Annotated in this window: 23 protein-coding genes and 2 pseudogenes; 11 read left to right on the forward strand and 14 right to left on the reverse strand. The window is 64.3% G+C overall.

Annotation, left to right across the window (positions count from 1 at the left end):
* Window positions 1-56: 56 nt before the first annotated feature.
* The 5 genes and pseudogenes from ACP2YO_RS23355 to ACP2YO_RS23375 all read left to right on the forward strand — a co-directional run bounded on the left by ACP2YO_RS23355 (window position 57) and on the right by ACP2YO_RS23375 (window position 3,277).
* Entirely contained in the window at window positions 57-458 is a 402-nt protein-coding gene (locus ACP2YO_RS23355) for a nuclear transport factor 2 family protein (RefSeq protein ID WP_426442910.1), read from the forward strand.
* Window positions 459-608: 150 nt separating this feature from the next.
* A pseudogene (locus ACP2YO_RS23360) lies at window positions 609-1,115 on the forward strand (alcohol dehydrogenase catalytic domain-containing protein); the annotation flags it as partial.
* A gap of 67 nt (window positions 1,116-1,182) precedes the next feature.
* Window positions 1,183-1,524: a hypothetical protein gene (locus ACP2YO_RS23365; protein ID WP_426443565.1), complete on the forward strand. Its 342-nt coding sequence runs from the start codon at window positions 1,183-1,185 to the stop codon at window positions 1,522-1,524.
* A gap of 18 nt (window positions 1,525-1,542) precedes the next feature.
* The gene (locus ACP2YO_RS23370) at window positions 1,543-2,433 is read left to right on the forward strand and encodes an alpha/beta fold hydrolase (protein WP_426442911.1); all 891 of its coding nucleotides are present in this window, start codon (window positions 1,543-1,545) and stop codon (window positions 2,431-2,433) included.
* Window positions 2,434-2,494: 61 nt separating this feature from the next.
* A complete protein-coding gene (locus tag ACP2YO_RS23375) occupies window positions 2,495-3,277 on the forward strand; it encodes an alpha/beta fold hydrolase (protein WP_426442912.1) in 783 nt (260 codons plus the stop codon).
* 39 nt (window positions 3,278-3,316) lie between these two features.
* Here the strand turns inward: ACP2YO_RS23375 and ACP2YO_RS23380 are convergent, their stop codons facing one another.
* Together ACP2YO_RS23380 and ACP2YO_RS23385 are read right to left on the reverse strand one after the other, a co-directional pair.
* Window positions 3,317-4,759 (reverse strand): MmgE/PrpD family protein, encoded by a 1,443-nt coding sequence (locus ACP2YO_RS23380; RefSeq protein WP_426442913.1) that lies wholly within the window; start codon window positions 4,757-4,759, stop codon window positions 3,317-3,319.
* A gap of 132 nt (window positions 4,760-4,891) precedes the next feature.
* Window positions 4,892-5,144, reverse strand: a pseudogene (locus ACP2YO_RS23385) (ester cyclase).
* Between the two features lie 202 nt (window positions 5,145-5,346).
* Between ACP2YO_RS23385 and ACP2YO_RS23390 the strand changes: the two are divergent.
* Window positions 5,347-6,363, forward strand: coding sequence for an ABC transporter substrate-binding protein (locus tag ACP2YO_RS23390; protein WP_426442914.1), 1,017 nt, complete (start codon window positions 5,347-5,349; stop codon window positions 6,361-6,363).
* 20 nt (window positions 6,364-6,383) lie between these two features.
* Here the strand turns inward: ACP2YO_RS23390 and ACP2YO_RS23395 are convergent, their stop codons facing one another.
* The 4 genes from ACP2YO_RS23395 to ACP2YO_RS23410 all read right to left on the reverse strand — a co-directional run bounded on the left by ACP2YO_RS23395 (window position 6,384) and on the right by ACP2YO_RS23410 (window position 10,982).
* Window positions 6,384-6,587: a hypothetical protein gene (locus ACP2YO_RS23395; RefSeq protein WP_426442915.1), complete on the reverse strand. Its 204-nt coding sequence runs from the start codon at window positions 6,585-6,587 to the stop codon at window positions 6,384-6,386.
* A 125-nt stretch (window positions 6,588-6,712) separates the two neighbouring features.
* Entirely contained in the window at window positions 6,713-8,218 is a 1,506-nt protein-coding gene (locus tag ACP2YO_RS23400; protein WP_426442916.1) for an efflux transporter outer membrane subunit, read from the reverse strand.
* Complete coding sequence (locus ACP2YO_RS23405; RefSeq protein WP_426442917.1) at window positions 8,218-9,795, reverse strand: DHA2 family efflux MFS transporter permease subunit; 1,578 nt, start codon at window positions 9,793-9,795, stop codon at window positions 8,218-8,220. The genes ACP2YO_RS23400 and ACP2YO_RS23405 overlap by 1 nt, the downstream gene beginning before the upstream one ends.
* Complete coding sequence (locus tag ACP2YO_RS23410; protein WP_426442918.1) at window positions 9,792-10,982, reverse strand: efflux RND transporter periplasmic adaptor subunit; 1,191 nt, start codon at window positions 10,980-10,982, stop codon at window positions 9,792-9,794. Before ACP2YO_RS23410 ends, ACP2YO_RS23405 begins: the two co-directional genes overlap by 4 nt.
* Window positions 10,983-11,108: 126 nt before the next feature.
* Here ACP2YO_RS23410 and ACP2YO_RS23415 point away from each other — a divergent pair, with 126 nt between their 5' ends.
* From ACP2YO_RS23415 to ACP2YO_RS23425, 3 genes are all read left to right on the forward strand, one after another.
* Window positions 11,109-11,738 carry a TetR/AcrR family transcriptional regulator gene (locus ACP2YO_RS23415; RefSeq protein WP_426442919.1) on the forward strand — a complete coding sequence of 210 codons (630 nt, stop codon included), beginning with the start codon at window positions 11,109-11,111 and terminating at the stop codon, window positions 11,736-11,738.
* Between the two features lie 119 nt (window positions 11,739-11,857).
* On the forward strand, window positions 11,858-13,027 hold the full coding sequence (locus ACP2YO_RS23420) for an NADH:flavin oxidoreductase/NADH oxidase (protein WP_426442920.1): 1,170 nt from the start codon (window positions 11,858-11,860) through the stop codon (window positions 13,025-13,027).
* Between the two features lie 225 nt (window positions 13,028-13,252).
* On the forward strand, window positions 13,253-14,638 hold the full coding sequence (locus ACP2YO_RS23425; RefSeq protein ID WP_426442921.1) for a S41 family peptidase: 1,386 nt from the start codon (window positions 13,253-13,255) through the stop codon (window positions 14,636-14,638).
* Between the two features lie 66 nt (window positions 14,639-14,704).
* Here the strand turns inward: ACP2YO_RS23425 and ACP2YO_RS23430 are convergent, their stop codons facing one another.
* The 6 genes from ACP2YO_RS23430 to ACP2YO_RS23455 form a co-directional block, all read right to left on the reverse strand.
* Window positions 14,705-17,440 carry a bifunctional diguanylate cyclase/phosphodiesterase gene (locus ACP2YO_RS23430; RefSeq protein WP_426442922.1) on the reverse strand — a complete coding sequence of 912 codons (2,736 nt, stop codon included), beginning with the start codon at window positions 17,438-17,440 and terminating at the stop codon, window positions 14,705-14,707.
* A 410-nt stretch (window positions 17,441-17,850) separates the two neighbouring features.
* Window positions 17,851-18,060: a hypothetical protein gene (locus ACP2YO_RS23435; protein WP_426442923.1), complete on the reverse strand. Its 210-nt coding sequence runs from the start codon at window positions 18,058-18,060 to the stop codon at window positions 17,851-17,853.
* Window positions 18,057-18,590: a cyclic pyranopterin monophosphate synthase MoaC gene (gene moaC, locus ACP2YO_RS23440; RefSeq protein ID WP_426442924.1), complete on the reverse strand. Its 534-nt coding sequence runs from the start codon at window positions 18,588-18,590 to the stop codon at window positions 18,057-18,059. The genes ACP2YO_RS23435 and moaC overlap by 4 nt, the downstream gene beginning before the upstream one ends.
* 4 nt (window positions 18,591-18,594) lie before the next feature.
* Complete coding sequence (gene trpC, locus ACP2YO_RS23445) at window positions 18,595-19,416, reverse strand: indole-3-glycerol phosphate synthase TrpC (RefSeq protein WP_426442925.1); 822 nt, start codon at window positions 19,414-19,416, stop codon at window positions 18,595-18,597.
* 10 nt (window positions 19,417-19,426) lie between these two features.
* Entirely contained in the window at window positions 19,427-20,440 is a 1,014-nt protein-coding gene (trpD, locus tag ACP2YO_RS23450; protein WP_426442926.1) for an anthranilate phosphoribosyltransferase, read from the reverse strand.
* A gap of 96 nt (window positions 20,441-20,536) precedes the next feature.
* Window positions 20,537-22,438 (reverse strand): SurA N-terminal domain-containing protein, encoded by a 1,902-nt coding sequence (locus ACP2YO_RS23455; protein ID WP_426442927.1) that lies wholly within the window; start codon window positions 22,436-22,438, stop codon window positions 20,537-20,539.
* A 313-nt stretch (window positions 22,439-22,751) separates the two neighbouring features.
* On the opposite strand from ACP2YO_RS23455, the gene tpiA reads away from it, so the two are divergent.
* Window positions 22,752-23,504, forward strand: coding sequence for a triose-phosphate isomerase (gene tpiA, locus ACP2YO_RS23460; RefSeq protein WP_426442928.1), 753 nt, complete (start codon window positions 22,752-22,754; stop codon window positions 23,502-23,504).
* Here tpiA and ACP2YO_RS23465 read toward each other — a convergent pair.
* Window positions 23,501-24,019, reverse strand: coding sequence for a GNAT family N-acetyltransferase (locus tag ACP2YO_RS23465; protein WP_426442929.1), 519 nt, complete (start codon window positions 24,017-24,019; stop codon window positions 23,501-23,503). The genes tpiA and ACP2YO_RS23465 overlap by 4 nt on opposite strands.
* A 3-nt stretch (window positions 24,020-24,022) precedes the next feature.
* Entirely contained in the window at window positions 24,023-24,589 is a 567-nt protein-coding gene (locus ACP2YO_RS23470; protein ID WP_426443295.1) for a helix-turn-helix domain-containing protein, read from the reverse strand.
* Between the two features lie 217 nt (window positions 24,590-24,806).
* Here ACP2YO_RS23470 and secG point away from each other — a divergent pair, with 217 nt between their 5' ends.
* Window positions 24,807-25,199: a preprotein translocase subunit SecG gene (secG, locus tag ACP2YO_RS23475; RefSeq protein ID WP_426442930.1), complete on the forward strand. Its 393-nt coding sequence runs from the start codon at window positions 24,807-24,809 to the stop codon at window positions 25,197-25,199.
* The last annotated feature ends 19 nt before the right edge of the window (window positions 25,200-25,218 follow it).

Consider the following 25,218-nt stretch of genomic DNA (forward strand, 5'->3'; position numbering starts at 1 on the left):
GGAGTAGGGCGCAGGATCTTCCAACACCAAGCAAGCCATGACGAGGAAACACAGCCATGATCAAATCCAGCGATGACCGCCAGGTCCAGATCGTGCTGGACGCGTTCGATACGCTCTTCAACAAGCGCGACTACGCGTCCGCCGAACGCTTCTGGTCGCCGCGTTACATCCAGCACAGCGCGCATATCGCGCCCGGCCGTGACGGGCTGTTTGACCTGGTCAAGGGCTTGCCCGCGACGCTGCGCTACGAGAACCAGGTCGCGGCGGTGAGCGGTGATTTCGTCATCCTCCATGGCCGGTTCAGTGGTCACGGCCTGCCGGCGGCGTGGGTCGTCGCCGATATCGTGCGGATGGAAGACGGCGTGCTCGCGGAGCACTGGGACGTCATCCAGGACGAGGCCACGCAGCAGCAATCGCGCAGCGGCCTGCCGATGTTCGGTGACAAATTTCCGGCCTGATCGCGATCACCTCGTCGTCGGTTCGGATGGATGTGTGGACCTTCTGGAAGGAGCAGTAAAATGGCAGCAGCGACCTACAGGGCCTATCAAGCGTTGGGCGGGGGCAGGCTGGAGCTTGTCGATCGTCCGGTCGAGGCGCCGGCGGCGGGAATGGTTCGCGTTGCCGTCGAGGCGTGCGGGGTCTGCCACACCGACGTATTGACGGTGGAGGGTGGCTTTCCCGGCATGACGTATCCGCGAGTGCCCGGCCACGAGGCGGTCGGCCGCGTCGATGCGTTGGGCGCGGGCGTCACGCGATGGAAGCTCGGACAGCGCGTCGGCGTCGGCTTTCTCGCCGGGCGTTGCGGCGAATGTCCCTCTTGCCGGCGCGGCGACTTCGTCAATTGCGCCAATCAGGCGATCACGGGACTTCATCTCGACGGTGGTTATGCCGAGATGATGGTCGCCAGTCAGCACGCGCTCGTCGCGATCCCCGACGCGCTTCAGTCGGCCGACGCCGCCCCGCTGCAATGCGCCGGGGTGACCACCTTCAACGCGCTGCGCAAATCCGTGGCGAAGCCCGGCGACCTGGTTGCCGTGCAGGGCGTCGGCGGACTTGGTCATCTGGCGATCCAGTTCGCCGATCACATGGGCTTCCGCACCGTCGCGATCGCGCGGGGCGCGGACAAGAAGGAACTCGCGCTGTCGCTCGGCGCCGACCACTACATCGACAGCGCTGCGCGAATTGGGCGGCGCAAGCGCGATCGTCGCGACCGCGTCGAACCCGGCGACCTTTGGTGCGCTGCTGGGCGGCCTTGGGCCGAGGGGACAATTGATCATCGTTGGCGCCGGTCCCGAGCCGATGACGATCGGCGTGTCCGATCTGTTGTTCGGGGAGCACTCGATCGCGGGGCAGAACACCGGCACGCCGATCGAGATCGAGGACGCTCTCAACTTCAGCCTGCTGCAGAACATCCGCGCCAGGATCGAGCGGGTGCCCTTCGATAGAACGCCGGATGCCTACGCCAGGATGCTCGCGAACCAGGCGCGCTTCCGCATGGTCATCGAGATGGCTCCGTCGGCCTGATCGGCCGGCGAGGGCGCGATGCCTTACCCGCGCGAACGCGAAAATGAAATCAAACAGAACGAGGCGTGCCAAATGTCGAACGATACACATGAAACTGCACCGACCCAATTCGTTCAGGTGGGAGACATCCGGGTTGCATACCGGCGCTTTGGAAAGCGTGGAGCGCTTCCCCTCCTGTTGCTTAATTACTTCGCGGCAAACATGGACGACTGGGATCCCAGGATCACGAATGGCCTTGCCGCCATGCGCGACGTCATCATCTTTGACTATCCCGGTACCGGCCGTTCGACCGGCACCACGCCTTCGACGGTCGCCACGATGACGAAGGACCTCGTCGGTTTCTGCCGCGCGCTCGACTTGAACAACCTCGACATCCTTGGATTCTCGCTCGGTGGCATGATCGCGCAGCAACTGGCCTTTGAATTTCCAGATATGGTGAGGCGGATCGTTCTACTCGGCACGGGGCCGCGCGGCGGCGAAGGCATGACCTTCACCGAGCTGACGGTTGACGACCTGGACGATCCGGTCGCGTTGCTCATGAACGCGTTCTTCACGCCGAGCGACGCCAGCAAGTCGGCAGGGCACGCCTACCTCGAACGGCTGAAGCTACGCGCGACCGATCGAGACGGGCCGGTGCCCAGGGAAGCGGCTGTCGCCCAACTGCAATCCATCCGCGAATGGGGTGCAATCCCCTCTGAGAATCGCTTCGCCATGCTGGGCCAGATTCGTCAGCCAACCCTGATCGTGCACGGCAACAAGGACGTTGTCGTTATGCCGATCAACGCGTTTCTTCTCGCCCAGCACCTCCCCAATGTGCAACTGATCATGTACCCGGACGCCAGCCATGGGGCGCAGTCGCAACACGCAGATATCTTTCTCGAACACGCGCGACTGTTCCTGAACGCCTGAGCCGCCCCGACGTCTTGACGGTGTAGCGTCGCGGCGGATGCAGACAAACTCCGGTGAACCAATGGCCGATCACATCATCAATACCCAAGGTGCTGCCATCCGCGTCGCCGAGAGCGGGGCAGGAGAGCCCGCACTCGTTTTCCTGCATTATTGGGGCGGCTCATTGCGGACCTGGCGCGGCGTCATCGAGCGGCTCGGCGGCAAGCCGCGCTGCATCGCGCTCGATCAGCGCGGTTGGGGGGCGTCGTTTGCGACGGACGGACGATATGACCTTGCCGCGATGGCTGACGACGTCGAGGCCGTCGCCCGCCAATTGGGTCTCGACCACTATGTGCTGGTCGGCCACTCCATGGGCGGCAAGGTGGCACAAATCGTCGCCGGGCGCTGTCCAAAAGGCCTCGCGGGATTGGTGCTCATCGCGCCCGCGCCGCCGACGCCAATGCCGGTACCGGACGCCGTGCGCGTCGGCATGCTTCAGTCCTACGGTTCTCGCGAGGGCGTGCTGCTGGCGCTGGCCGTGCTCGCCGGCGAGGCACTGCCGGCCCAGTTCCGCGAGCAGGTCATCGAGGACACCCTGCGTGGCGCGCCCGAGGCCAAGCGCGCCTGGACCGAGCGCGGCATGATCGAGGACGTCACGGCGGGGCTCGACGCCATCAAGCTTCCCGTCATCGTGGTGGTCGGCGATCGCGATCAGGTCGAGCATGAGGCTACCCTGAAGGCGATCTTTGCCCGCTGTCTGCCGCAGGCCAGCTTTCGCGTGTTGCAAGGCGTCGGCCATCTGTCTCCGCTGGAAGCCCCGGACGCGCTCGCCGACGTCTGCAAGAGACTGCTTCAGGCACTTTGATCGAGTGATCGTCGACGTGCCGGGCGCGCCTGGCAGGAATCATCGCGGGCGCAGCAGTTGCCCGAGATCACGGATGTTGGGCACGGTATCGAGTGTGTAAACCGTCTCGATTAACCGTTCGGTCGTCTCAAGGCCCAGCACCGGCGAAATCAGATTTCGCGCCTTGTCGGTCACTTCAGCCCGTGTCATCGGATTTGCGACCGTCCCACGAACGTCGGTGACGCGTTCGGAAAGATGCGTGCCGTCGGTCAGGTCGACCTCGACGATGGTGACGCGCGCCGGCAGAAGTTTGGCAAGCTCGTCATCCCTGACAAGGTCCACCTTCGCGCGCTGCTGCAGCACAGCTTCGTCCTTCATCCTCGCTCTGTCGTGTGCCGCCTGGAACGACACGGTCCCGTCGAGCAGCATCACGGCCATCATGTGCTGCAGGCTGATGTCCGGATTGTCTCTGTTGTCCACGACCGCGGCGACCGAAGGCGCGACACGCACCGTCACGCGCTGGACCTGATCGGCGCTGAACGGGTGCTTGCTGCGGATCGCGGCGATCCCGTCGAGCGGCGCCTGGATCGGCGAGCCCACGCACCATTTCTTGATGTCGGTCAGGGCGATTTCGTAGCGTTCGCCGAGCTTGTCGGTGAGCTGCTCGGGCTTTGCCTTCGGCGCGTAGGCCTGGAAGAAATTGTCCGGGCCCGAGAACACGTCGTCGACGCCGGTCCAGCCCGATCGCACCAACAGCGCGGCGGTGACGCCGTTGCGCGCGGGCATGCCGGCGAAGACAAAGCCTTTCTCGATGTGGTCGACATCGCGCCGCCACACGATGTAGCCGGATGCTTGTTGCGCGGCATAGTCGAGCACCCAGCGCATCTGCTGGGCGTCGAGGCCGGCGGTGCAGGCGGCTGCGGCCGACGCGCCGAATGTTCCGGCGAGGCTGTGCGTGTCCATGACATTCTCATAGCTGAACTTGGCTCCGCCCATTGCCAGCACCACGCGCGTTCCGACGTCGTAGCCAAGTGTCACGGCGCGAAGGAAATGCTCCCCGGTGATGCCGAACCGTTCGCCCAGCGCCAGCGCCGCCGGAACCACCGAGCAGCCGGGATGCGAGCGCGACGCGTTGTGCGAATCGTCGGTCTCGTCGGCATGGGCCATCACGCCGTTGGCGAGCGCCGCATCGATCGGCGGCACCGTCAGCGTCGTGGCCGCGATCGTGACGTCGCCCTTGGCGGCAACGTCCCGGATATAGCGCTGCGCCGCGTCGCCCGGCGCCAGCCGCGATCCCGAGATCATCGCAGCCAGCGTATCGAGTACATGGTGCTGGGCTTGCTCGGCGACCTCAGTGGGAAGGCTGCGTTGCCGCGCTGCGCTCATGTAGTCGCTCAGCGCGGCCATCTGCGGCGCGGCGGCTTGGGCAAATGCGCGCGGAGGCGGCACGGCAAAGCCGATTGCGCCCGTCGTCAGCAATCCAAGGACGTCGCGTCGTTTCATTTCATGTCTCGATACCCGGAGTGAAGCACCATAGCGCGTAGGATGGGTGGAGCGTAGCGATACCCATCATTTGCAATCGGCGGCTGTGATGGGTTTCGCGACAGCTCAACCCATCCTACGCGCTTGGCGGCATTAGGTCGGAAGCGCGCTGATCTGCTGCATGAGCCCAAGCAGGTCAGGCTGTCCGCATTCTTCGATGATTTTTCCTTCAGACCATCGGTAGAAATTCACCGCCTGTACGGCGATCGACCGGCCCGTTGGCGGAACGCCAAAAAAATGTGCCGAGGTGTGTACCCCGCATTGTGAAGCGCGCGGCAATCCTGTCACCTTCGGCGATCGTTTCCTCCAGGGTCCACTGAATATCCGGAAAGCCGCCACGCATCATGGCGATGATCGCACGGTAGCCGTCCGGTCCCGGCTACGGATACTTGCCGTCAGCTTGATTGCACCAGAAAGCAGATCGCTGCATCAAGCGGGCGACGTTTGAAACGGCATTTTGCAAGTGGAGCGAAAAACGAAATAGCCTTTTCTATACATCGACTGTTTTTCCCCTAGGCTGAAGGCGTTGTTGATCAGGAGCTGCGCTTATGACGATTCCACTTTCTCTTTCACGACGTTCCGCGCTCGGTGCTTTTGCCGGAGGCCTGATTGCGGGCCGTGCACGCGCCGAAACCGGGCAGGGCGCGAATCTTGATCTTGGCGGCACCACGCTTCGCGTCGCCTATTACAAAGGCGGCTGGCGTCCGTTGCTGCAGGCGGCCTCCGAGGACAAGACGCCCTACAAGATCGAATGGAAGGAGCTCAACAATGGCGTGCTCCACATCGAGGCGCTGAGCGGCGACGCGCTTGATCTCGGATCGGGCAGTGAGATCCCTGCGATGTTTGCCGCGCGGCAGAATGCCAAGGTGCGCTTCATCGCGGTCACGCATGAAGATCTCAACATCCAGGTGACGGTGGCGGCAAAGGATGCGCCGATCCATTCGATCGCTGATCTCAAGGGCAGGCGCGTGGGCTATGTGCGCGCGACGACCGCGCACTATTTCCTCGCCAAGCAGCTCGAGGAGGCGGGCCTGTCATTCGGTGACATCGACGCCATCAACCTGACGCCGTCGGACGGCTATTCGGCGTTCGCCTCCGGCCAGCTCGATGCCTGGGCGATCTACGGTTACAACGGCCAGCTCGCCATCGCCAAGCAGGGCGCGCGCCTGCTCAAGACCGGCGTCGGCTATCTCTCGGGGAATTTTCCGATCTACGCCAATCCGAAGGCCATTGGTGACCCGCTGCGTCATGCGGCGCTGACCGACCTTCTGCTGCGGATCCAGCGCGCCTATGCGTTCGCCAACAAGAATTTCCCGAGCTATGCCACAGCCCAGGTGGCGGAAACCCATCTGCCGCTGCAGGACATCCTCGACCAGTTCGCGCGGCGCAGCACCGATTTCTCGCTCGCCGGTGTGACACCGGACGTGCCGGTGACCCATCAAGCCGTCGCCGATACCTTCCTCAAGCTCGGCGTCCTCGACGCCAGGGCCGAGGTCGGGAAATTCTGGAATACCAGCTTCAACGAAGCCATCGCCAAGGGCGCCGCCAAGCTGGCTACGCTTTAGCAGCGAGCCATTGGAGGATTTCATCTCTCCCGTTTGCAGCAGTTGCGGCGCGGGTTGCTGACGGCGAGGATCACGTCCTCATTGGCGCGCGACGTCGCCGACCGGCCATGACCGTCCGGACGCAACGCGTCCCTGAATGCCGAGGTTTCGGCATTTGCCGTGCGCAATGAGCCGGCGAACAGCAGCGTCGCGCTCAGCGCGGTCGCGAGCAGTTTCTCTTTCACCCGACGTCTCCATCTCTTCAGGCCGAATAGTCCTTGCTGATGGGACGCCGCCGGATGGCCCCGGGGTTCGTGGCCGGCCGGTTACAAATTGGACATTTGACGAGCTGGCCGCCGTTGCCTCAAACCTAATTGCCCGCCTGCACGATGGCCGGCCCCGGCCGGGGCGCGTCGGGGAACGTCTGCTCCCAGCCGCCGCCCAGCGCCTTGAACAGAGACACCAGGTTGAGCGAGACGTTGGTCGTGCTGGTGGCGTATTGCTGCTCGTTCTGCAGCAGGCTGCGCTCGGCATCGAGCACATTGAGGAAGTCGGTGACGCCGTCATTGTAGCGCGAGCGGGCAAGGTCCAGTGCCGCGCGTGTGTGATCGAGCTGCGCGCGCAGCCGTTCCCGGCGGGTCTGCTCGAGCCGGTGTGCCGCGATGGCATTGACCACCTCGTGCCAAGCCTGCAGCACGGTCTTGTGGTAGGTGATCGCCGCTTCGGCCTGCTGGGCTTCGCTGAGATCCAGCATGCTCTTGAGCCGCGCGCCGTCAAAGATCGGCAGGCTGACGCTGGGTCCGGCCTGGTATTGCAGCGACGACGCCTTGAACAGACTGTTGAACTCCAGCGCGTCCAGGCCGACCGTGCCGTTGAGCTGGAATTTTGGATAGAAGGCGGCAATGGCGACGCCGATACTGGCTGTCGCAGCATGAAGCTGATCTTCCGCAGCGCGGATGTCAGGCCGGCGGCGGGCCAATTCCGAGGGAATTCCGAGCGGAATGCGGGGCGGCGAGCGGGGGATCACGCGTCTGGGCGCCAGCTCGGCGTTGAGCGAGGTCGGTGGCAGGTCGAGCAGCAGGGCGATCGCGTTCAGGTACTCGATCTGCTGCTGCTGCAGGCTCGGAATCTGGGCGCGGATGCCCTCGACCTGAGCTGCGGCGTTCTCCGAATCCAGGCCCGAGCGGAGGCCCTTTTGCTGGAGTTGCTGCGCCAATTGCAGCACCTCGCGGTCAACCCGGAGATTGTTCTCGGCGATCCGGATCTGCTCCTGCACACCGCGAAGCTGGATGTAGTCACGCGCGAGCTCGGCCAGAACAGACACCAGCGCGTCGCGCCGGCGATCCTCGGCCTGATCGAGCTGCGCATCGGAGGATTCGATCTGCCGCCGCACGTGACCCCACAGGTCGAGCTCCCACGACATGTCGAGACCGACATTGTACTCGTTGATCGGCTGAAGGTTGAGCCCGCTGGAACTGGGCCCCAGCAACGGCCCGATCAGGCTGACGATGCCGTTCTGGCTGTACAATTCGCGCTGATATTTCGCATCGCCGTTGATGCTCGGGAACGCGGCAGAGGCGGTCGCGTTGCGCTGGTAGCGGCTCTCCGCGATCCTGATCGTGGCGGTACGGACATCGAGATTGGCTTCGGCAACCCGGCTCTCCAGACCGGTCAGAACGGGATCGCCGAACACCTTCCACCAGGTGGGATCGGTCGGCGCCGGCAGATGCGCGTCGGAAAACGCCGATCCGGCGAATGTCGCATGGTCGGGCAGGTGAGAATCCGGCTGCACGAAATCGGGACCGGCCGTGCAGCCGCCGAGCAAAGCGCCCGCGGCGGCGAGACAGAGCACGAGTTTTCGGTTCGGCCGCGACATCAGTGGCCACCTCCGGGTCTCATGCCCCCGGTCTTTGCCGACAGCAGGAAGCAGAACGGAACGATCACGAAAGCGACCACCGCGCAGTAAAAGAACACATCCGAGTAGGCCAGCACTGCAACCTGGGTTCGCATCACCTGATAGACGCGACCGACGGCGATGTCGTGCACGGACGCGCCGGCCCGTCCCAAAGACCTGAGCGTCTGTTCGTACTGCGCCACCAGTGTTTGATAGGGTTGATGGAAGGGCGTGGCCCACTCTGATAGATAGCTTTGATGGACCTGCGAACGTTCGGTGATCTGCGCCGTCGCCAGCGAAATCCCGATCGAGCCGAAGACGTTACGAAACATGGCGAACAGCGCGGAGCCATCGCCGTTGAGCTCCCGCGGCAGGGTAAGATAGGCCACCGTGCTGATCGGGACGAACAGGAACGCCAGCCCGCAGGTCTGGAAGGTACGCATCAGGACGAGCGTCTTGAAGTCGATCGTCGGAACGATCGTGCTCGAATAGAGCAGCGCAAGGCCCATGATCGTGAACCCGATTGCGATCACGTAGCGGGTCTGGACGACCGTCATCAGCCGGCCGACGATCGGGATCAGCAGAACCACCGCAATGCCTCCCGGCGACAGGATCAGGCCGGCCCATGTCGCCGTGTAACTCAGCACCGTCTGGGCAAGCTGCGGAATGATGACCGCGCTGGCGTAGAGGATTCCGCCCATGGCACCGATCATCATGCAGCCGCCGGCGAAGTTCCTGTCCTTGAAGACCGAGAGGTCGACGATCGGCTTCTTCGCGATCAGCAACCAGCCGATCGCGCCGGAAATCCCCAGGAAGGCGAGGAGGGCCATCAGCTGGATGAATCCGGACTGAAACCAGTCGGCGTCCTCGCCGCGGTCCATCATGATCTGCAGCGAGCCGAGGCCGAGGGTGATCAGGGAGAGCCCGATGTAGTCGATGCCGCGGCTCTTGCGGTTCTTCTCCCAGGGCGGATCCTCGACCATGATCGAGACGAGGAACGCTGCGACCATTCCGACGGGTATGTTGAGGAAGAATATCCAACGCCACGACGTCTGATCGGTGATGTAGCCGCCCAGGGTCGGGCCGAGGATCGGCGCGACCACGGTGGCAATCGCGGCCACACCGAAGGCGGCGCTGCGCTTGGCGGGCGGAAACGTATCGAGGATGATCGACTGCTGGTTCGGTTGTAGCCCGCCGCCGAAAAATCCCTGCATCAATCGGAAGATGATGATCTGGGTCAGGCTCTGCGCGATCCCGCAGAGGAACGAGCAGACCGTGAACATCACGATGCAGATGATGAAGTAGCGCTTGCGGCCGAGCAGATCGCCCAGCCAGCCGGAGATCGTCAGCACGATGCCGTTGGCAACCAGATAGGAGGTCAGGGCCCAGGTGGCCTCGTCGTTGCTCGAGGACAGGCTGCCGGCGATATGCGGGAGCGCGACGTTGACGATCGTGGTGTCGAGAATCTCCATGAAGGCGGCACTCGTCACCACGACCGCGATCAGCCACGGATTATAAGCGGGCTTCCAGTCGTCGTGGTGATCGACCGCCTCGCTCATCGAACCGCCACCGTCGGCTCGACCGAGATGCCGAGCGGGAGGGGGATGTTCGGATCGAGGCCCTTGTCGATCACGATCTTGACCGGCACGCGCTGCACGATCTTGATGAAATTGCCGGTGGCATTCTCAGGCGGGAACGCGGTGAACTTGGATCCGGAGCCGAGCTGGATGCTGTCCACGTGTCCCTCGAGCCTGAGGTTCGGATAGGCGTCGACCTTGATTGCGACGTGCTGTCCAGGACGCATGTCGGCGAGCTGGCTTTCCTTGAAATTCGCGGTGATCCAGACCTCGGGGGCGACGATGGAGAACACCTGCTGTCCTGGTGCTACGTAGGTGCCTTTTTCGACGTTGCGCTTCGTGATCCAGCCGTCCTGCGGTGCGACGACTGTCGCCCAGGAGAGATTCAGGTCGGCCTGATCCAGTCTCGCTTGCGCCTGTTCGACCTGGCCCTTGAGCTGGCCGACCTGTGCGTCAGTCTCGCCGATCCGCTGCGTCACCGGGGAATTCTGCGTCACCTGGGCGTCCGCGAGCGCAACCTGGGCCTCAGCCTGCTTCAGGGCGGCGTCTGCGGCGTCGACCTCTTGCTGCGATGTCGCGGGCTTTGGCAGGGCCTTCTGCCGTTCGAAATCGGCCTGTGCCTTTTCGCGCGACGCCTTGGCGTTCGCGAGTTGAGCCTGGGCTTGCTCGAGCTGGGCGGGGAAGTTCTTCTTGGCGATCTCGAGGCCGAACTGCTGGCCGCGATATTGCGCCTGCGCGGTTGCGAGCGCGCCCTCGGCCTGTTCCCGGTCGATCCGGTACTGCCGGGGGTCGATATGGATCAGCGCCTGTCCCTGCTTGACGAACTGGTTGTCGGTGACGTCGAGCGTCACAACGACGCCGGACACTTGTGGGGCAATCGTGATCGCGCGGCCGTCGGTATAGGCGTCGTCGGTGCTTTCGATGTTGCGGTTGGACAGCCAGTAATAGATGCCGCCGATCAGGAGCAGCACAAGAATGACGCCGCCGATGATAAACACGGTCGGGCGCCGCTTGGCCTTCGCCTCGTCGCCGGAATCCTTGCCATTGGATTCGTCCTGGTCCTTGGATTCGTCCTTTGGCGCGGCCTTCGCCGGTTCGGGCTCGGAGCGTGGCTCCTTGGCCGGCTGCTCCTTCGGAAGGGCCTCATCCTGCAACTGGTCTACGGTCATCGAACGCGACTCCCGATAGGCTGGAGGCAACAGATTTGTTCAACCCTCGGCCCAATGGATATGTTAACCGTACTGACTAGTTCGCATATGCACAACACCGGCCAAAAACAAGTCGGAGCCTGTGACATGGCTGCAGCAGTTCCATCTAGAAAAGTTCCACGCGGCGAACGGCGCAAGATGGAGTTAATCGACATCGCCGAGCGGATGTTCCTCGACCGGGGCTTCGCGGAGACCACGATGCAGATGATCGCGGAAGCCGCCGGCGCCTCGAAGGAAACGTTGTATCGGCATTTTTCCAGCAAGGAACTGCTGTTTGCCGGGATCGTCGATCGCAAGGCGCGTGAGCTGTCCGGCCCCGAATCCGCCCTGGCGCGCGGCGGCGCCCCCGAAACGGTGCTGTTCGATCTGGGTATCGGGCTATTGAGTATGGTGTTGCGGTCGCCGTCGTCGTCGCTGTTCAGGATCCTCGTTTCCGAGGCGCCGCGCACGCCGGAACTCGGCGATCTCTTCTATGAGAGAGGCCCTGCCCAGAACGCACGACGGCTCGCGGCCTATCTGGCCGCAGCGACCAGGCGCGGGGAATTGCGGTGCGCAGATCCGCAGCGCGCCGCACGCCTGTTCCTCGGAGCGGTGGTGTCGCACTATCATCTGCACTGCCTCGTCCAACCGAACTGGAAACGACCGGCAGAACGCGAGATCCGGGCCCATGTCCGATCCGCGGTGGCGATGTTTCTGGCGATGTACGGCAAATCGTGATGGCCGCGCCGCCATATCATAAGCCCCTGTCAGCGCGGCGGCGGCGCGTGTAGGTTTGCCTCAACAGAGATCGGCCCGGCCCATGCCGGGATCAGAACCGACTATGATGCGAGGAAGCCATGCTCCTGTTTTCGCCGATGACGATCCGCGGCGTCACGCTGAAGAACCGCATCGTGGTGCCCCCGATGCATCAGTATTCGGCGGTGAAGGGCTTTCCGACCGACTGGCATCTGATGAATGCCGGCAAGTTCGCCGCCGGCGGCGCCGGTCTTGTGATCGTCGAATCGACCAAGGTGGAGCGACGCGGCTGCGGGACGGTCGGCGATCTCGGCATCTGGGACGACGCTTTCGTAGCGCCGCTCGGCCGGCTCGTCAGCTTCATCAAACAGCAGAACGCGGTGGCCGGCATCCAGCTCGGCCATTCCGGCCGCAAGGCGCGCGCGAGCCGCCCGTGGGAGGGCGATCATCCGCTCGAGCGCACGCCCGAGATCGAGGATTGGGAGGCTTGGACGCCGGTAGCGCCAAGCGCGATTGCGCATAGCGAGCGCTGGCCGGTGCCGCGGGCGCTGGAGACGCATGAGGTGAAGGACCTCGTGCAGGCCTGGGGACAGGCGGCGCGGCGCGCCGACGAGGCCGGATTTGATGTGCTCGAATTGCACAGTGCCCACGGCTATCTCATGCACGAATTCCTCTCCGAGCGCGCCAACCAACGCGGCGACGAATATGGCGGCTCCGAATCAAACCGGATGCGCTTCCTCATCGAGGTGACGGAGGCGGTGCGGGCGCATTGGCCCGATCACAAGCCCTTGTTCGTGCGGCTGTCAGTCGAAGACAATGCCGGCTGGGGACCGGAACAGAGTGCGCGGCTGGCCAAGATCCTCAAGGGCAAGGGCGTCGACGTGATCGATTGCTCGTCAGGTGGTATCAGCGAGACGGCGCCGATTCTGGGCAAGGAGATCAAATACAGCTATCAGGTGCCGCTCTCGGAATATGTCAGGCAGCACGCCGATATCATGACCATGGCGGTCGGTCTGATCATCCACGGTGACCAGGCCGAGCAGATCCTGCTTGATAAACAAGCAGATTTGATCGCGGTTGGCCGGGAAATCCTCAATAACCCCAACTGGCCGATGGATGCCGCGCTAAAGCTTGGTGTAGAGGGCGCGTTCCGGAGCGTTCCGCCACAGTTTGGCTATTGGTTGGGCACACGGGCCAAGCGCGGGTTCGGGACCCGGCCGTCGACCTGGCAGAACGGGCTCGAGGAGCCCGAAAAGGAATTTAGATCATGATGTGACTGGACGAATCGCGTCCTGATCCCATCTCCTTGTTCGAGCTATGTTTCCGGAAGGGCGGGGCCCTGGTCCGGATCGTGCTTGGGGTAACTGTCCGTAATGGTCCGGTCAGGTAGTGGCCTTGATCCGACCAAAAAGCCGTTGTGTTGTGCCCCGTTGGGGTGAGGCGGTCGAATGTTGCGAAACATTGCCGGCCATAGCGAAAAAAAGGGATCGCGGATGATGCGCAAGAACGTTGGCTTTTTCCTCGGTACGGCAGCGGGTGTGTGTCTCACCCTCCTGGTGACCGCGCCTCAGGGGGGAATGCATCTTGTCGAGATCGCCAAGGCGGCGGCGCGCTCCGATAACACCTATTCGCAACTCAACCTGTTCGGCGAAGTGTTCGAGCGGGTCCGGACCGACTATGTCGAGAAGCCCGATGACTCCAAGCTGGTCGAGGGCGCGATCAACGGCATGATCTCCTCGCTCGATCCGCATTCTCGTTACATGAACGAGAAGGGTTGGGCTGACATGCAGGAGACCACGCATGGCGAGTTCGGCGGCCTCGGCATCGAGGTCACGATGGAGGACGGCTTCATCAAGGTCGTGGCGCCGATCGACGACACGCCGGCCTCGCGCGCCGGCATCATGTCCGGCGACGTGATCACGAACATCGACGACGAATCGATCCAGGGCATGACGCTGGACCAGGCCGTCAACAAGATGAAGGGCACGCCCAACAGTGCGATCCGGTTGAAGATCGTCCGCAAGGATGCCGACAAGCCGCTCGAGCTCACGCTCAACCGCGAGATCATCCGCGTCCGCCCGGTCAAGTTCCACGCTGAAGGCGGCGACATCGGCTATATCCGCATCACCTCCTTCAACGAGCAGACCACCGAGGGCCTGCAGAAGGCGATCGCCGAGATCCAGAAGGAGATCCCGCAGGGCAAGCTCGCAGGCTACGTGGTCGACCTCCGCAACAATCCGGGCGGACTGCTCGATCAGGCGGTCTCGGTGACCTCGACGCTGATGCAGCGCGGCGAGGTCGTCTCGACCCGCGGCCGCAATCCCGAGGAGACCCAGCGCTTCACCGCGCATGGCGGCGACATGACCAAGGGCAAGCCGCTCGTGGTGCTGATCAACGGCGGCTCGGCATCGGCCTCCGAGATCGTGGCCGGTGCGTTGCACGACCACAAGCGCGCTACCCTGATCGGCACCCGTTCGTTCGGCAAGGGATCCGTCCAGACCATCATTCCGCTCGGCACCGGCAATGGCGCGCTGGCGCTGACCACGGCGCGCTATTTCACGCCGTCGGGCCATTCGATCCAGGCCCTCGGCATCAAGCCCGACATCGAGGTGCTGCAAGACGTGCCTGACGAGTTCAAGACCCGCTCGGAGATCAAGGGCGAGGCCTCGATGCGCGGTCATCTCTCGGCCGAAGGTGCCGAGCAGACCGGCTCGCAGTCCTACGTTCCGCCGGACGAGAAGAACGACAAGGCGCTGACCGCGGCCTTCAATCAGCTCCGCGGCATCACGGTCAACGCCGACGCCAAGAACGCAGATGCCAAGAATGCCGACGCGAAGAACGCGGATGGCAAGGCGGCGGCGAAGCGGCCGGTGCCGAACTAGATTGGCGAACTAGATTGGAATGAAGTTTGGTAAAGCCGGTCCGTTCCGCGGACCGGCTTTATCTTTTCAGGCCGAGCGTGCGATCGGCTTGCGCTTGCGGGTGCGGGGGGGACCTGCCGCGAGTGGTCCCCGGCGGTGCGCGATCAGCAGCTGCCTGATATCGGCGGCCGGCTTCGGCGGACTGAACAGATAGCCCTGCATTTCCGAGCAGCCGAGCTCGCGCAGCAATTGCTGCTGCTGCGCGGTCTCCACGCCTTCCGCCGTCGTCGTCATGCGGCGCTCGGCGGCGATGTTGACGACCGCCTCCACGATGCCGGCCGATCCTTGCGGGTCGGCGATGTCGGTGACGAAGCAGCGGTCGATCTTGATCTTGTCGAACGGGAAGCGCTTCAGATAGCTCAGCGATGAATAGCCGGTGCCGAAATCGTCGAGCGCGATCCGCACGCCGATGGCGCGGAGCTGGTGCAGCACGGCCAGCGCCGCCTCGTCGTCGCGGATCAGTACCGCTTCCGTGATCTCGAGCTCGAGCCGGCCCGCGGGCAGTCCGGACGCGGCCAGCGCCGCGATCACCTTGAGCGCCAGCGTGCCGCTCCTGAACTGCACCGGCGAGACGTTGACCGCCAGCCTGATGTGATCGGGCCAGGTCACGGCTTCCTTGCAGGCCGTCGCCAGCACCCATTCGCCGAGCTGGTTGATCAGCCCGCTTTCCTCGGCGATCGGTATGAAATCGGCTGGCGAGATCATGCCGCGCTCGGGATGGCGCCAGCGCACCAGCGCCTCGCAGCCATTGATCTCGTTCGTCTGCAGGTCGAGGCAGGGCTGGTAGTACACTTCCAGCCCGGTGCCCGCTGCGATCGTCTGCCGCAGATCCATCTCGAGCCCGCGGCGCGCGCGGGCCTCGGCGTCCATCGCCGGGTCGAAGAAGCGCGAGGTGCGGCGGCCGGCCGACTTTGCCGCGTACATCGCCAGGTCGGCGTTCTTGAGGATCTGGTCGAGATCGGTGCCGTCCCTCGGCGCGAGCGCAATCCCGATGCTGGCGTCGGTCGTGACCTGGTGGCCGAGGCATTGATAGGGCGGCCGGATCGCCTCGTAGATGCGCCCGACGAGGTCGGTGACCTCCTCGGTGCCCTTCACGCCGGTCTGGACGATCGCAAACTCGTCGCCGCCGAGGCGGGCCACGAAATCCTCGTTCCGGATCACGCCGCTCAGGCTCCTGGCGACGGATTTCAGCAGCTCGTCGCCGACCATGTGGCCGAGCGAGTCGTTGACGCCCTTGAACTCGTCGATGTCGATGTAGAGCACCGCGAGCTGGCTGTCCGGCTCGACCTGCAGCAGCTCGCGCCTGATCTCCTCACGGAACAGCGTGCGGTTCGGCAGGTCGGTCAGCGCGTCGTAATGGGCGAGGTGGGTGATGCGCTCTTCGGCGCGGCGGCGCTCGGTGATGTCCTCATGGGTCGCGACCCAGCCGCCATCGGCGAGCGGCTCGTTGACGACCTGGATCGAGCGTCCGTCCGGTGTTGCGATCACCATCATGTTGCGCACGCCGACGTCGCGCAGCACGAGGTTGACGTAGCGCTCGACGTCGCCATTGAACGAGCCGGTCTGCCGGCGATGTGCGATCACGTCGTTGAAGCTGCAACCCGGCTTGATGACGTCGGCCGACAGCCCGTACATCTCGATATAACGCTTGTTGCAGATCACCAGCCGCCGCGACGCGTCGAACAGCAGGAGGCCCTGCGTCATGTTGTTGACCGCCGTATCGAGCCTGAGTTTCTCCAGCGTCAAACGCTGCTGCTGCGCCCAGTACTGCTGCAGCAGCTGGCGCACCACCAGGGTCAGCAGGCCGGCGATCGCAAGCACCGACAGGCCGGTCACCACGATGAGGATGCTGATCTGCTCGCGCCAGTTGGCGAGCGCCGCCGCCGTGGTCGATGTCGCCACGACGACGAGCGGGAACTTGGTGAGCGCGCGGGCCGATACCAGGCGATCCTCGCCGTCGATCGGGCTGGTCAGCCGCGCCGTGCTCTGGGGCAGCTCGAAAATCTGCTGCTGATTGGTTGGGCCGGTGCGGAAATTCTTTCCGATCAGGTCCTCGACATGGGGGTAGCGCGCCAGCAGCGTGCCGTCGCGATGATGCATCGAGATCGCGGCGCCTTCGCCGAGCGCCACCGTGGAGAAGAACTTCTCGAAGGTGGTGGGCTCGATGCCGCGACCGATCACGCCGAGGAACTCGCCATTCGGACCGGTGACCTTGCGGGCGATGACCGTGGTCCAGGCTCCGGTGACGCGGCTGAACACCGGCGCGACCAGCATGTCGGGCGAATAGGGGCTCGATTTGAAGATCTGGAAGTAGCTGCGATCGGCGATATTGGCGTGCGGCAGCGGCCACGCGCTCGAGCTGTTGATCAGCGTGCCATCCGCGTCGAACACGTTCAGGCCGCCGACATAGGACAGCGCGTCCATCTTGGACTTGAGCATGGCGTGGATGTCGGTGCCCGACATTAGCCGCTTGTAGTTCTCCGGCGTCGTGGCCCCCCGGTCGCGGGCGAATGCGATCAGGTCCTTCTGGACGACCTCGAGCTCCTCGAGCTGCTGGTCGAAATGCCGCGCGAGCAGCAGCACGGTGTTTTCCAGCTCGCGCTCGCTGTTGTGCAGGGCGCGCTCGCGGAAATTGCTGGCCATCAGGGTCGCGCCGATCGCGATCGCCGCCATCAACAGCGCGCCGCCGACGACAAGCCAGCGGATCGGGCCGCTGCGCAAGACCGACCTGATGTTGAACAAGGTGCTGCCGCTTGAATTCATCTGATACGACCGTTCCCAGGCATCTCATCCGGAAGTAGGTCTCTTGTACCTCCGGCCCGCGAAAGTCGTACCGAAACGAAATGGAGCCCCAGTTAGCAAGGCTGGTTAATGAAAGGTTATTGCAGGCGGCGAAAGTCCGCCGTCGAGCGCGAACGTCTTCCTCCGCTGTCGAACGACAGCGAAGATCACGGCAACGGCACTCGCAAAACCGATTCCGGCTCCGCCGGCTGTTTTAAGTTCGCACAGAATGTTCCTGACGGGGAACTGCAAGATTTGCCGCGTTGAAGTCTTCATGCGGCAAGGTTTACCCCGTCGCTGATCGGTGCAATCGATGGTTTACGATCTAAGCCTATGACCCCACTCAATGTCACCGACGGCACGCAAATTGCGAGTCGTCGCGCAGAGTTCATTCAGTCGCGTGGGTAAAACATGAAAAGATTGCTGCAGGACTTTTGCGCCGACGAAACCGCAGCCACCGCAATCGAATACGGGTTGATTGCAACCGGCATTGCCATCGCCATCATCACGGCGGTGAAGGGCGTGGGCACCAAGCTCTCGACCACCTTCAGTTCGATCAGCACCTCGCTGAAGTAACCGGGCTCGCCGGCGCAGGCGATCATTCGCCCGCGCGATAGTGCCCGGACTTGCCACCGATCTTCTCGATCAGATGGATGCCCTCAATGCGCACGCCGCGCTCGACGGCCTTGATCATGTCATAGATCGTCAGGCACGCGACGGTAACGGCGGTCAGCGCCTCCATCTCGACCCCGGTCGGCCCCGTCACCTTCACGGTGGCGCGGACGATGCAGCCCGGCAGCTTCGCGTCGGTCTCGATGTCGATTCCGACCTTGGTCAGCGCCAGCGGATGGCACAGCGGGATCAGCTCGGAGGTCCGCTTCGCCGCCATGATGCCGGCGATCCGCGCGGTCGCCAGCACGTCGCCCTTCTTGGCCTGACCTGACGTCACGAGCGCAAGCGTCGCCTTGCTCATCACGACGCGGCCTTCGGCGACCGCTGTCCGTTCGGTCGCTGATTTGGCCGAGACGTCGACCATCCGCGCCTCGCCCCTGGCATCGATATGGGTGAGGGCGGGGCTTGCCCCTGATGATTTGGCTTTGGACGACTTGGTCTTGGACGGTTTGCGCGCCATCGCGTCAGCGCGTGCCGGTCACGCGCGGCGTATCCGGCCGCGTCAGCAGCGTGCGCGTGGCGGCAGTGACGTCCTGCTGTCGCATCAGGCTTTCGCCGACCAGGAAGGTCGACATCCCGACGCGTTCGAGGCGGGCCAGGTCGTCCGCCGTGAAGATGCCGCTCTCGCCGACCATCAGGCGGTCGCGCGGGATCAGCGGCGCCAGCGCCTCGCTGGTGGCGAGCGTGGTTTCGAAGGTGCGGAGGTTGCGGTTGTTGACGCCGATCATCGGCGAGCGGAGTTTCAGGGCACGTTCCAGCTCGGTGCGGTCGTGGATCTCGATCAGCACGTCCATGTCATGTGCGATCGCGGCGTCCTCGATATCGACGGCCGCCGCATCGTCGAGCGCGGCCATGATGATAAGGATGCAGTCGGCGCCATGGGCGCGAGCCTCCACGACCTGGTAGGTGTCGAACAGGAAATCCTTGCGCAGCACCGGCAGATTGGTCGCCGCGCGCGCCGCGACCATGAAGTCAAGATGGCCCTGGAACGACGGCGCATCCGTCAGCACCGAGAGGCACGCCGCGCCGCCGGCCTGATAGGCCTTCGCAAGAGCTGGTGGATCGAAGTCGGCCCGGATCAGCCCCTTCGAGGGCGAGGCCTTCTTCACCTCGGCGATCAGCGCATAGTCGCCGCCCGCGTGCTTGTCTCTGATAGCGCGGACGAACCCGCGCGGGGCTGAAGCCGACTTCGCCTGCGCCTCGACCTCGGCGAGGGGGCGCGCGCGCTTGGCGGCGGCGATTTCCTCGCGCTTGTAGGTCTCGATCTTGTTCAGAATGTCGGACATCTGATCATGCCTAGCTATTGGAAACCGCGACAAGATGCTTGAGCCGCGCCGCCGCCGCGCCGCTGTCGAGCGACTGGGTGCCGATCGCGACGCCTTCCTTGAGGTCCTTGGCGCGGCCGGCCACGATCAGCGCGGCGGCGGCGTTCAACAGCGCGACGTCGCGATAGGCGCTCGGCTTGCCGTTGAGCACGCTTGCGAGCGCGATCGCATTGGCGTCGGCATCACCGCCCTTCAGGGCCTCGCCGCCGACGCGGCCGAGGCCGGCTTCATCTGGCGTCACCTCGAAGGTCCTGATCTCGCCGTTCTCGAGGCTTGCGACGAAGGTCGGGCCGGTGAGGGTGATCTCGTCGAGGCCATCAGAGCCGTGCACCACCCAGACCTTGTCGGCGCCGAGGTTCTTCAGGACCTGCGCGAGCGGCTGCACCCATTGCCGCGAGAACACGCCGACCATCTGCCGCTTGACGCCGGCCGGGTTCGACAGCGGACCGAGCAAATTGAAGATGGTGCGGGTGGCGAGTTCGACCCGGGTCGGGCCGACATTCTTCATCGCGGGATGGTGCGCGGGCGCGAACATGAAGCCGATGCCGGTCTCCGACACGCAACGTCCGACGCGCTCGGGCGTGAGGTCAAGCTTGACGCCGAGCGAGGCCAGCACGTCGGCTGAACCCGAACGCGACGACAGCGCGCGGTTGCCGTGCTTTGCGACGGGGACGCCGGCGCCGGCCACGATGAACGCGGCGCAGGTCGATACGTTGACCGAACCGGAGCCGTCGCCGCCGGTGCCGACGATATCGATGGCCTCCGCCGGCGCCTCGACCCGCAGCATCTTGCCGCGCATCGCCGCAACCGCGCCGGTGATCTCCTCGACGGTTTCGCCGCGCACGCGCAGCGCCATCAACAGCCCGCCCATCTGTGAGGGTGTGGCTTCGCCCGACATCATGCTGTCGAAGGCGGAGGCCGCCTCGTCACGTGTCAGCGTGGCGCCGGTTGCGACTTTTCCGATGATCGATTTCAGGTCGTCCATTCGCTGGCTCAGGTCTCTTGCTGGAGCATGATCTCCGCGCAAACGCGTTCCGCGTCTGTCGCGAGGAGAACCGGTGCCCCCGTTGCCGGATCATGCTCAATTATTCGCGCCTGTCACCTGTGCGAAGGCGGCCTCGTTGACGGTCACGCCGATATTGGACTCGATCTTCGCCACATATTGCGCGACCTGCTCGTCGCTCAACGAGCGCCGCACGGCTTCCTGAAGCTTCTTGACCGCATCGGAGGTAAAGTCGACCGGGGGCACCGTGACGTCGGTGACGCGGAACACGATCCATTCGCTGCCACCAGCGGCCGGCGTCTGGCCGTCGCTGTCCTTGGCGGTGCGGAACGCCGCGGTGACCACCGCTGCCGGCACACCGGGCAACGACGCGTCGCGCTGGAAGTTGGCGGCTGTCTCGACGTTGGCCCCAACAGCGGTCGCCTCGTCGGCAAGTTTGCCGCCGCTGTCGAGCTTCTGGACGATCTCGGTCGCCTTGGCGCGTAGCTTGGTGGAGATCTGGTCCTCGCGCCATTTCGCCTCGACCTGGGGACGGACCTCGTCGAGGCTGCGCTCGCGCGACGGCGTGATGGCGAGTACGTCGTACCAGACATAGCCGCCGTTGAACTGGATCGGGTCATTGTCGACGCCGACGTCGCTGTTGAAGGCCTGCGACACCACGTCGAGCTTGGGCGGGATGTTCGGCGCGAGCTCGCCGTTCGGCAGCCGGCCCGACCGATCGACGGCGTCGACCGTGACCGGCGTAAGGCCGAGCTTCTGGCCAGCCTCGACCACGCTGGCGCCCCCGCCGCGCTCGTCTTCCATCTTGTCGCGCAGCTCGCCGACCTTGGTGCGGGCGCGCTCGCTGGCGATCTGGTTCTTCACCTGGGTCGCGAAGCTTTCGTAGCTCGGCGTCACGCCGGGCTCGATCTTGCCGACCTTGACCAGCGCCACGCCGAAGCGTCCCTGCACCGGCTGGCTGACCTCGCCGGACGGCAGCGAGAACGCAGCATCGCCGACCGCCGGATCGAGGATCGCCGACTTTGTCACCAGGCCGAGATTGACGTCGGACAAATTGAGCTTGCGCTCCGTGGCGATGTCGTCGAACGAGGTCCCCGAGGTGATGCGGGTGCGCGCGGCTTGCGCCTCGTCGACGTTCGGGAACACGATCTGCGAGACCTCGCGCTTCTCCGGTGTGCTGAGCTGGTCGCGGTGCTGCTCGAAGACCTTCTTGGCGTCGTCGTCGGAGACGGTTTCCCATTTGCCGATTGCTTCGGGCGTGATCGCGACGAAGGCGATCTTGCGGTATTCGGGCGCGCGGAACTGAGCCTTGTGGTCCTCGAAATAGGCGGCGAGCACCTCGGGCGACGGCGCCTCGATGGTGCCCGCCTGGGTGGCATCGAGCTTGATGTAGTCGATCGAGCGCTGCTCGTTCTGGAAGCGCGTCAGCGCCTCGATCATCGATTTCGGCGGCTCGACCCCGGCCGAAATGGAGCTGGCGATCTGGCGCCGCAGGCCGACGCGGCGCTGCTCGGCAATGTAGCGCCCTTCGGTGTAGCCGAAGTTGCGGATCACCGACTGGAAGCGTTGCGGCTCGAACTGGCCGTTGAGGCCCTTGAAGTTCGGATCGTTATAGATCGTGTGCAGCACCTCTTCGTCGGACTGGTTGAGGCCCATGCGACGGGCTTCCTCGTCCATCGCGGCTTCGGCCAGCGTCTGCTGCAGCACCTGCCGGTCAAGCCCGAAGGCGCGCGCCTGGTCGGGGCTCAAGGGGCGGCCGAACTGGCGGCTGAGCTGCTGCAGGCGGTCGGTGTAGATCTGGCGGAACTGCTCGGCCGAAATCTCGGTGCCGCCGACCTTGGCGAGCGTCGACTGGCCAAAGCCCCTGAAGATATCGGCAATGCCCCAAACACCAAAACTGACGATCAAAACGCCCATCACCACGGCCATAATCGTCTTGCCGAGCCAGTTTGATGAGGCTTTCCGCATTCCTCGAAGCATGGGTCCAACTTATTTTACAGGAGGGAAACCGGGTCGTGCCCAAGATGGGAACTCAAGTCCCGCAGCAGGGCGTCACCGAATTGAAAATGCTTATAAAGTGGCGGAAGCGGCCCCGCAACTCGCCCGTGCAGACGGATGGGAGCGGTTAACCGCGCCAAAAGCGGCGATACGCTCTGGGCAAGAAGGACTGAGAAGCCACCGAGTGAGACAGCTGTTCGGTGAACATCGCGTGGCGCGATAAACCCACTCTCTGGAAGTCCAGGCCCGCCTCTGCTAGCGCATAAGAGCGCGCTTGACTGATGGGAACCCTGACATGACCGACGCCATCCGGCCACTGATCGCCGGCAATTGGAAGATGAATGGCCTGAAATCCTCTTTTGTTGAGTTCGAGGCGATGTTGGCGGGGGCCGCCGCCGTGGCCGGAAAGGCCGATCTGCTGGTCTGCCCACCGGCGACCCTGGTTGCGACTTTTGCCGACAAGGCGCGCGGCGGCAAGGTCGCGGTCGGGGCCCAGGATTGCCATCCCAAGGCATCGGGCGCCCACACCGGCGACCTCTCGGCGGAAATGTTTGCGGATCTGGGCGCCGTTGCCATCATTGTCGGCCATTCCGAGCGCCGCGCCGACCATGGCGAGACCGACGCGCTGGTCCGCCAGAAGGCGGAGGCGGTCTGGCGGGCGGGGCTGACCGCGATCGTCTGCATCGGCGAGACGCGCGAGCAGCGCGATGCCGGCAAGACCCTCCACATCTGCGGCACCCAGCTCAATGGCTCGCTGCCTGAGGGCGCGACCGCTGCCAATCTGGTGGTGGCCTATGAGCCGGTCTGGGCGATCGGCACCGGCCTTACTCCGACGCTGAAGGATGTCGAGGATGTTCATCGGTTTATCCGAGGTCAGCTCACCGATCGCTTCAAAGGCGAGGGCGACAAGATCCGGATCCTTTATGGCGGCTCGGTCAAGCCGTCGAATGCAGCCGAACTGATGGCGGTCGCCAATGTGAACGGTGCGCTCGTCGGGGGGGCCAGCCTGAAGGCCGTCGATTTTCTGGCGATCGCGGCGGGCTGTTAGCCGATCCGCTTCCAATAGATCATCGTGCCGGTGAGGCCGCCATGCGGCTTCAGCGCGTAATCCGGGATGATCCCTGAGAGCTGGAAACCCAGCCTTTCATAGAGTTTGGCGGCGCCGTCCTCGACGGCGGTGTCGAGCACCAGCAACGTGCGCCCGTGTTCGATCGCAAGCTGTTCGGCGGCCTGCATCAACGCAGTCGCCACGCCGCGATGGCGATGGGCCACACGCGTCATCATCTTGGCGATCTCAGCGCGATGCGGCTGGTTCGGCGGCAGGTTCAACAGCAACGTCACGGTGCCGATCAGATCATCGCCGTCGAGCGCGCCGAGCACCAATCGCTCGCCGCGAGCGGCCGCGCCGAGCGAATCCTTCCAGAACGTGCGGGCGTCATCCAGCGGCAGCGGATGCATGAAGCTCACGGAGCCGCCGCTGGCGACGGTCTCGACCAGCATTTCGCCGAGCGCCTTGCGAATCGGCGGCAGGTCTTGCAGCGGTTTGACGACGAAGGACGGCATCCATCAGCTCCGGGCCAGCGCGACGACATAAATGCAGGCGGTATTGGTCTCGTTGGCAAAGGTGGTCTCCACCGGAGGGCCGAAGCCGAGGCAATCGCCGGCCGCAAGCGCATGACGGCTGCCGCCTTCGGTGATGACGAGGCTGCCGCTCAATACCCAGACCAGCTGGCGGATATGGGCGTAGGACGAGGCGGGGAGGGTCACCCGCTGTTTCGGCGGCAGCTCGACCCGAACCAGTTCGACCGGGTGGTCGGGGCGGCTGAATACTTGTTTGCGCAAATAGCCCGTCTGGGGATCGCGCCAGACCGGCTGCTCGGCGGCGCGCGACAGCCGCTCACCCTGGCCCTCGGCGCGCAACATCAGGCCGGCGAGCGTGAGGTCGAAGGCACCGGCGAGCCGCACCAGCACGACGGCGGTGGGGCTGACCTCGGTGCGCTCGATCTTGCTGATCGTGGCCTTGGAGACGCCGGAACGTTCGGCAAGGTCCGCCAGCGACCAGCCCCTTCCGTCGCGTTCCAGCCTGATGCGCCGCGCCAGGCGTTGGCTCAAATCATCCACTAAAGTATCCATTTGTCTATTATAATAGAAATTGGAGGCCGCGATCAAGATCACGATCGGCACATGGTGGGCTCTCCGGCCGCCTCGCTTGCCATCCACGACACTGCAACTATCTCGGGGGTGACAATGCCCGGTCCAATCGTGTAACAGGGCGCGACTTCACGAAAACCCGCAAAGCCGATAGCGCCGTTTGTCTGGCCGCTTGGCAGCTTGTGACGGAAGGCTTGCGATGCAGACTGTCGTTATCGTTATTCACCTCATGATCGTCACCGTTCTGATCGGTTCCGTGCTGCTGCAGAAGTCCGAAGGCGGTGGCCTCGGCATGGGTGGCGGCGCCGGCTTCATGTCGAGCCGCGGTACCGCGAATCTGTTGACGCGGACGACCGCAGTGCTGGCAGCGGGCTTCTTCCTGACCAGCCTGTTCCTGAACTGGTACGCGGGCTACGACCGCAAGCCGAGTTCGATCATTGGCATCGGCGCGCCGTCGCAATCACAGCCGGCTAGCCCGGCCGCGCCGATGAGTGCGCCGACCTCGGGTGGCATCCTCGATTCGCTGAAGAAGGCCGACGAGCAGCAGCCTCCGCAGGCCCCGGGCGGCCCGCAGGCGCCACGGTCGCAATAAAGCAGGGTGGCCATGCAGG

The sequence above is a fragment of the Bradyrhizobium genosp. P genome, assembly GCF_049949265.1.
In the GTDB taxonomy this organism is placed as follows: Bacteria; Pseudomonadota; Alphaproteobacteria; order Rhizobiales; family Xanthobacteraceae; genus Bradyrhizobium.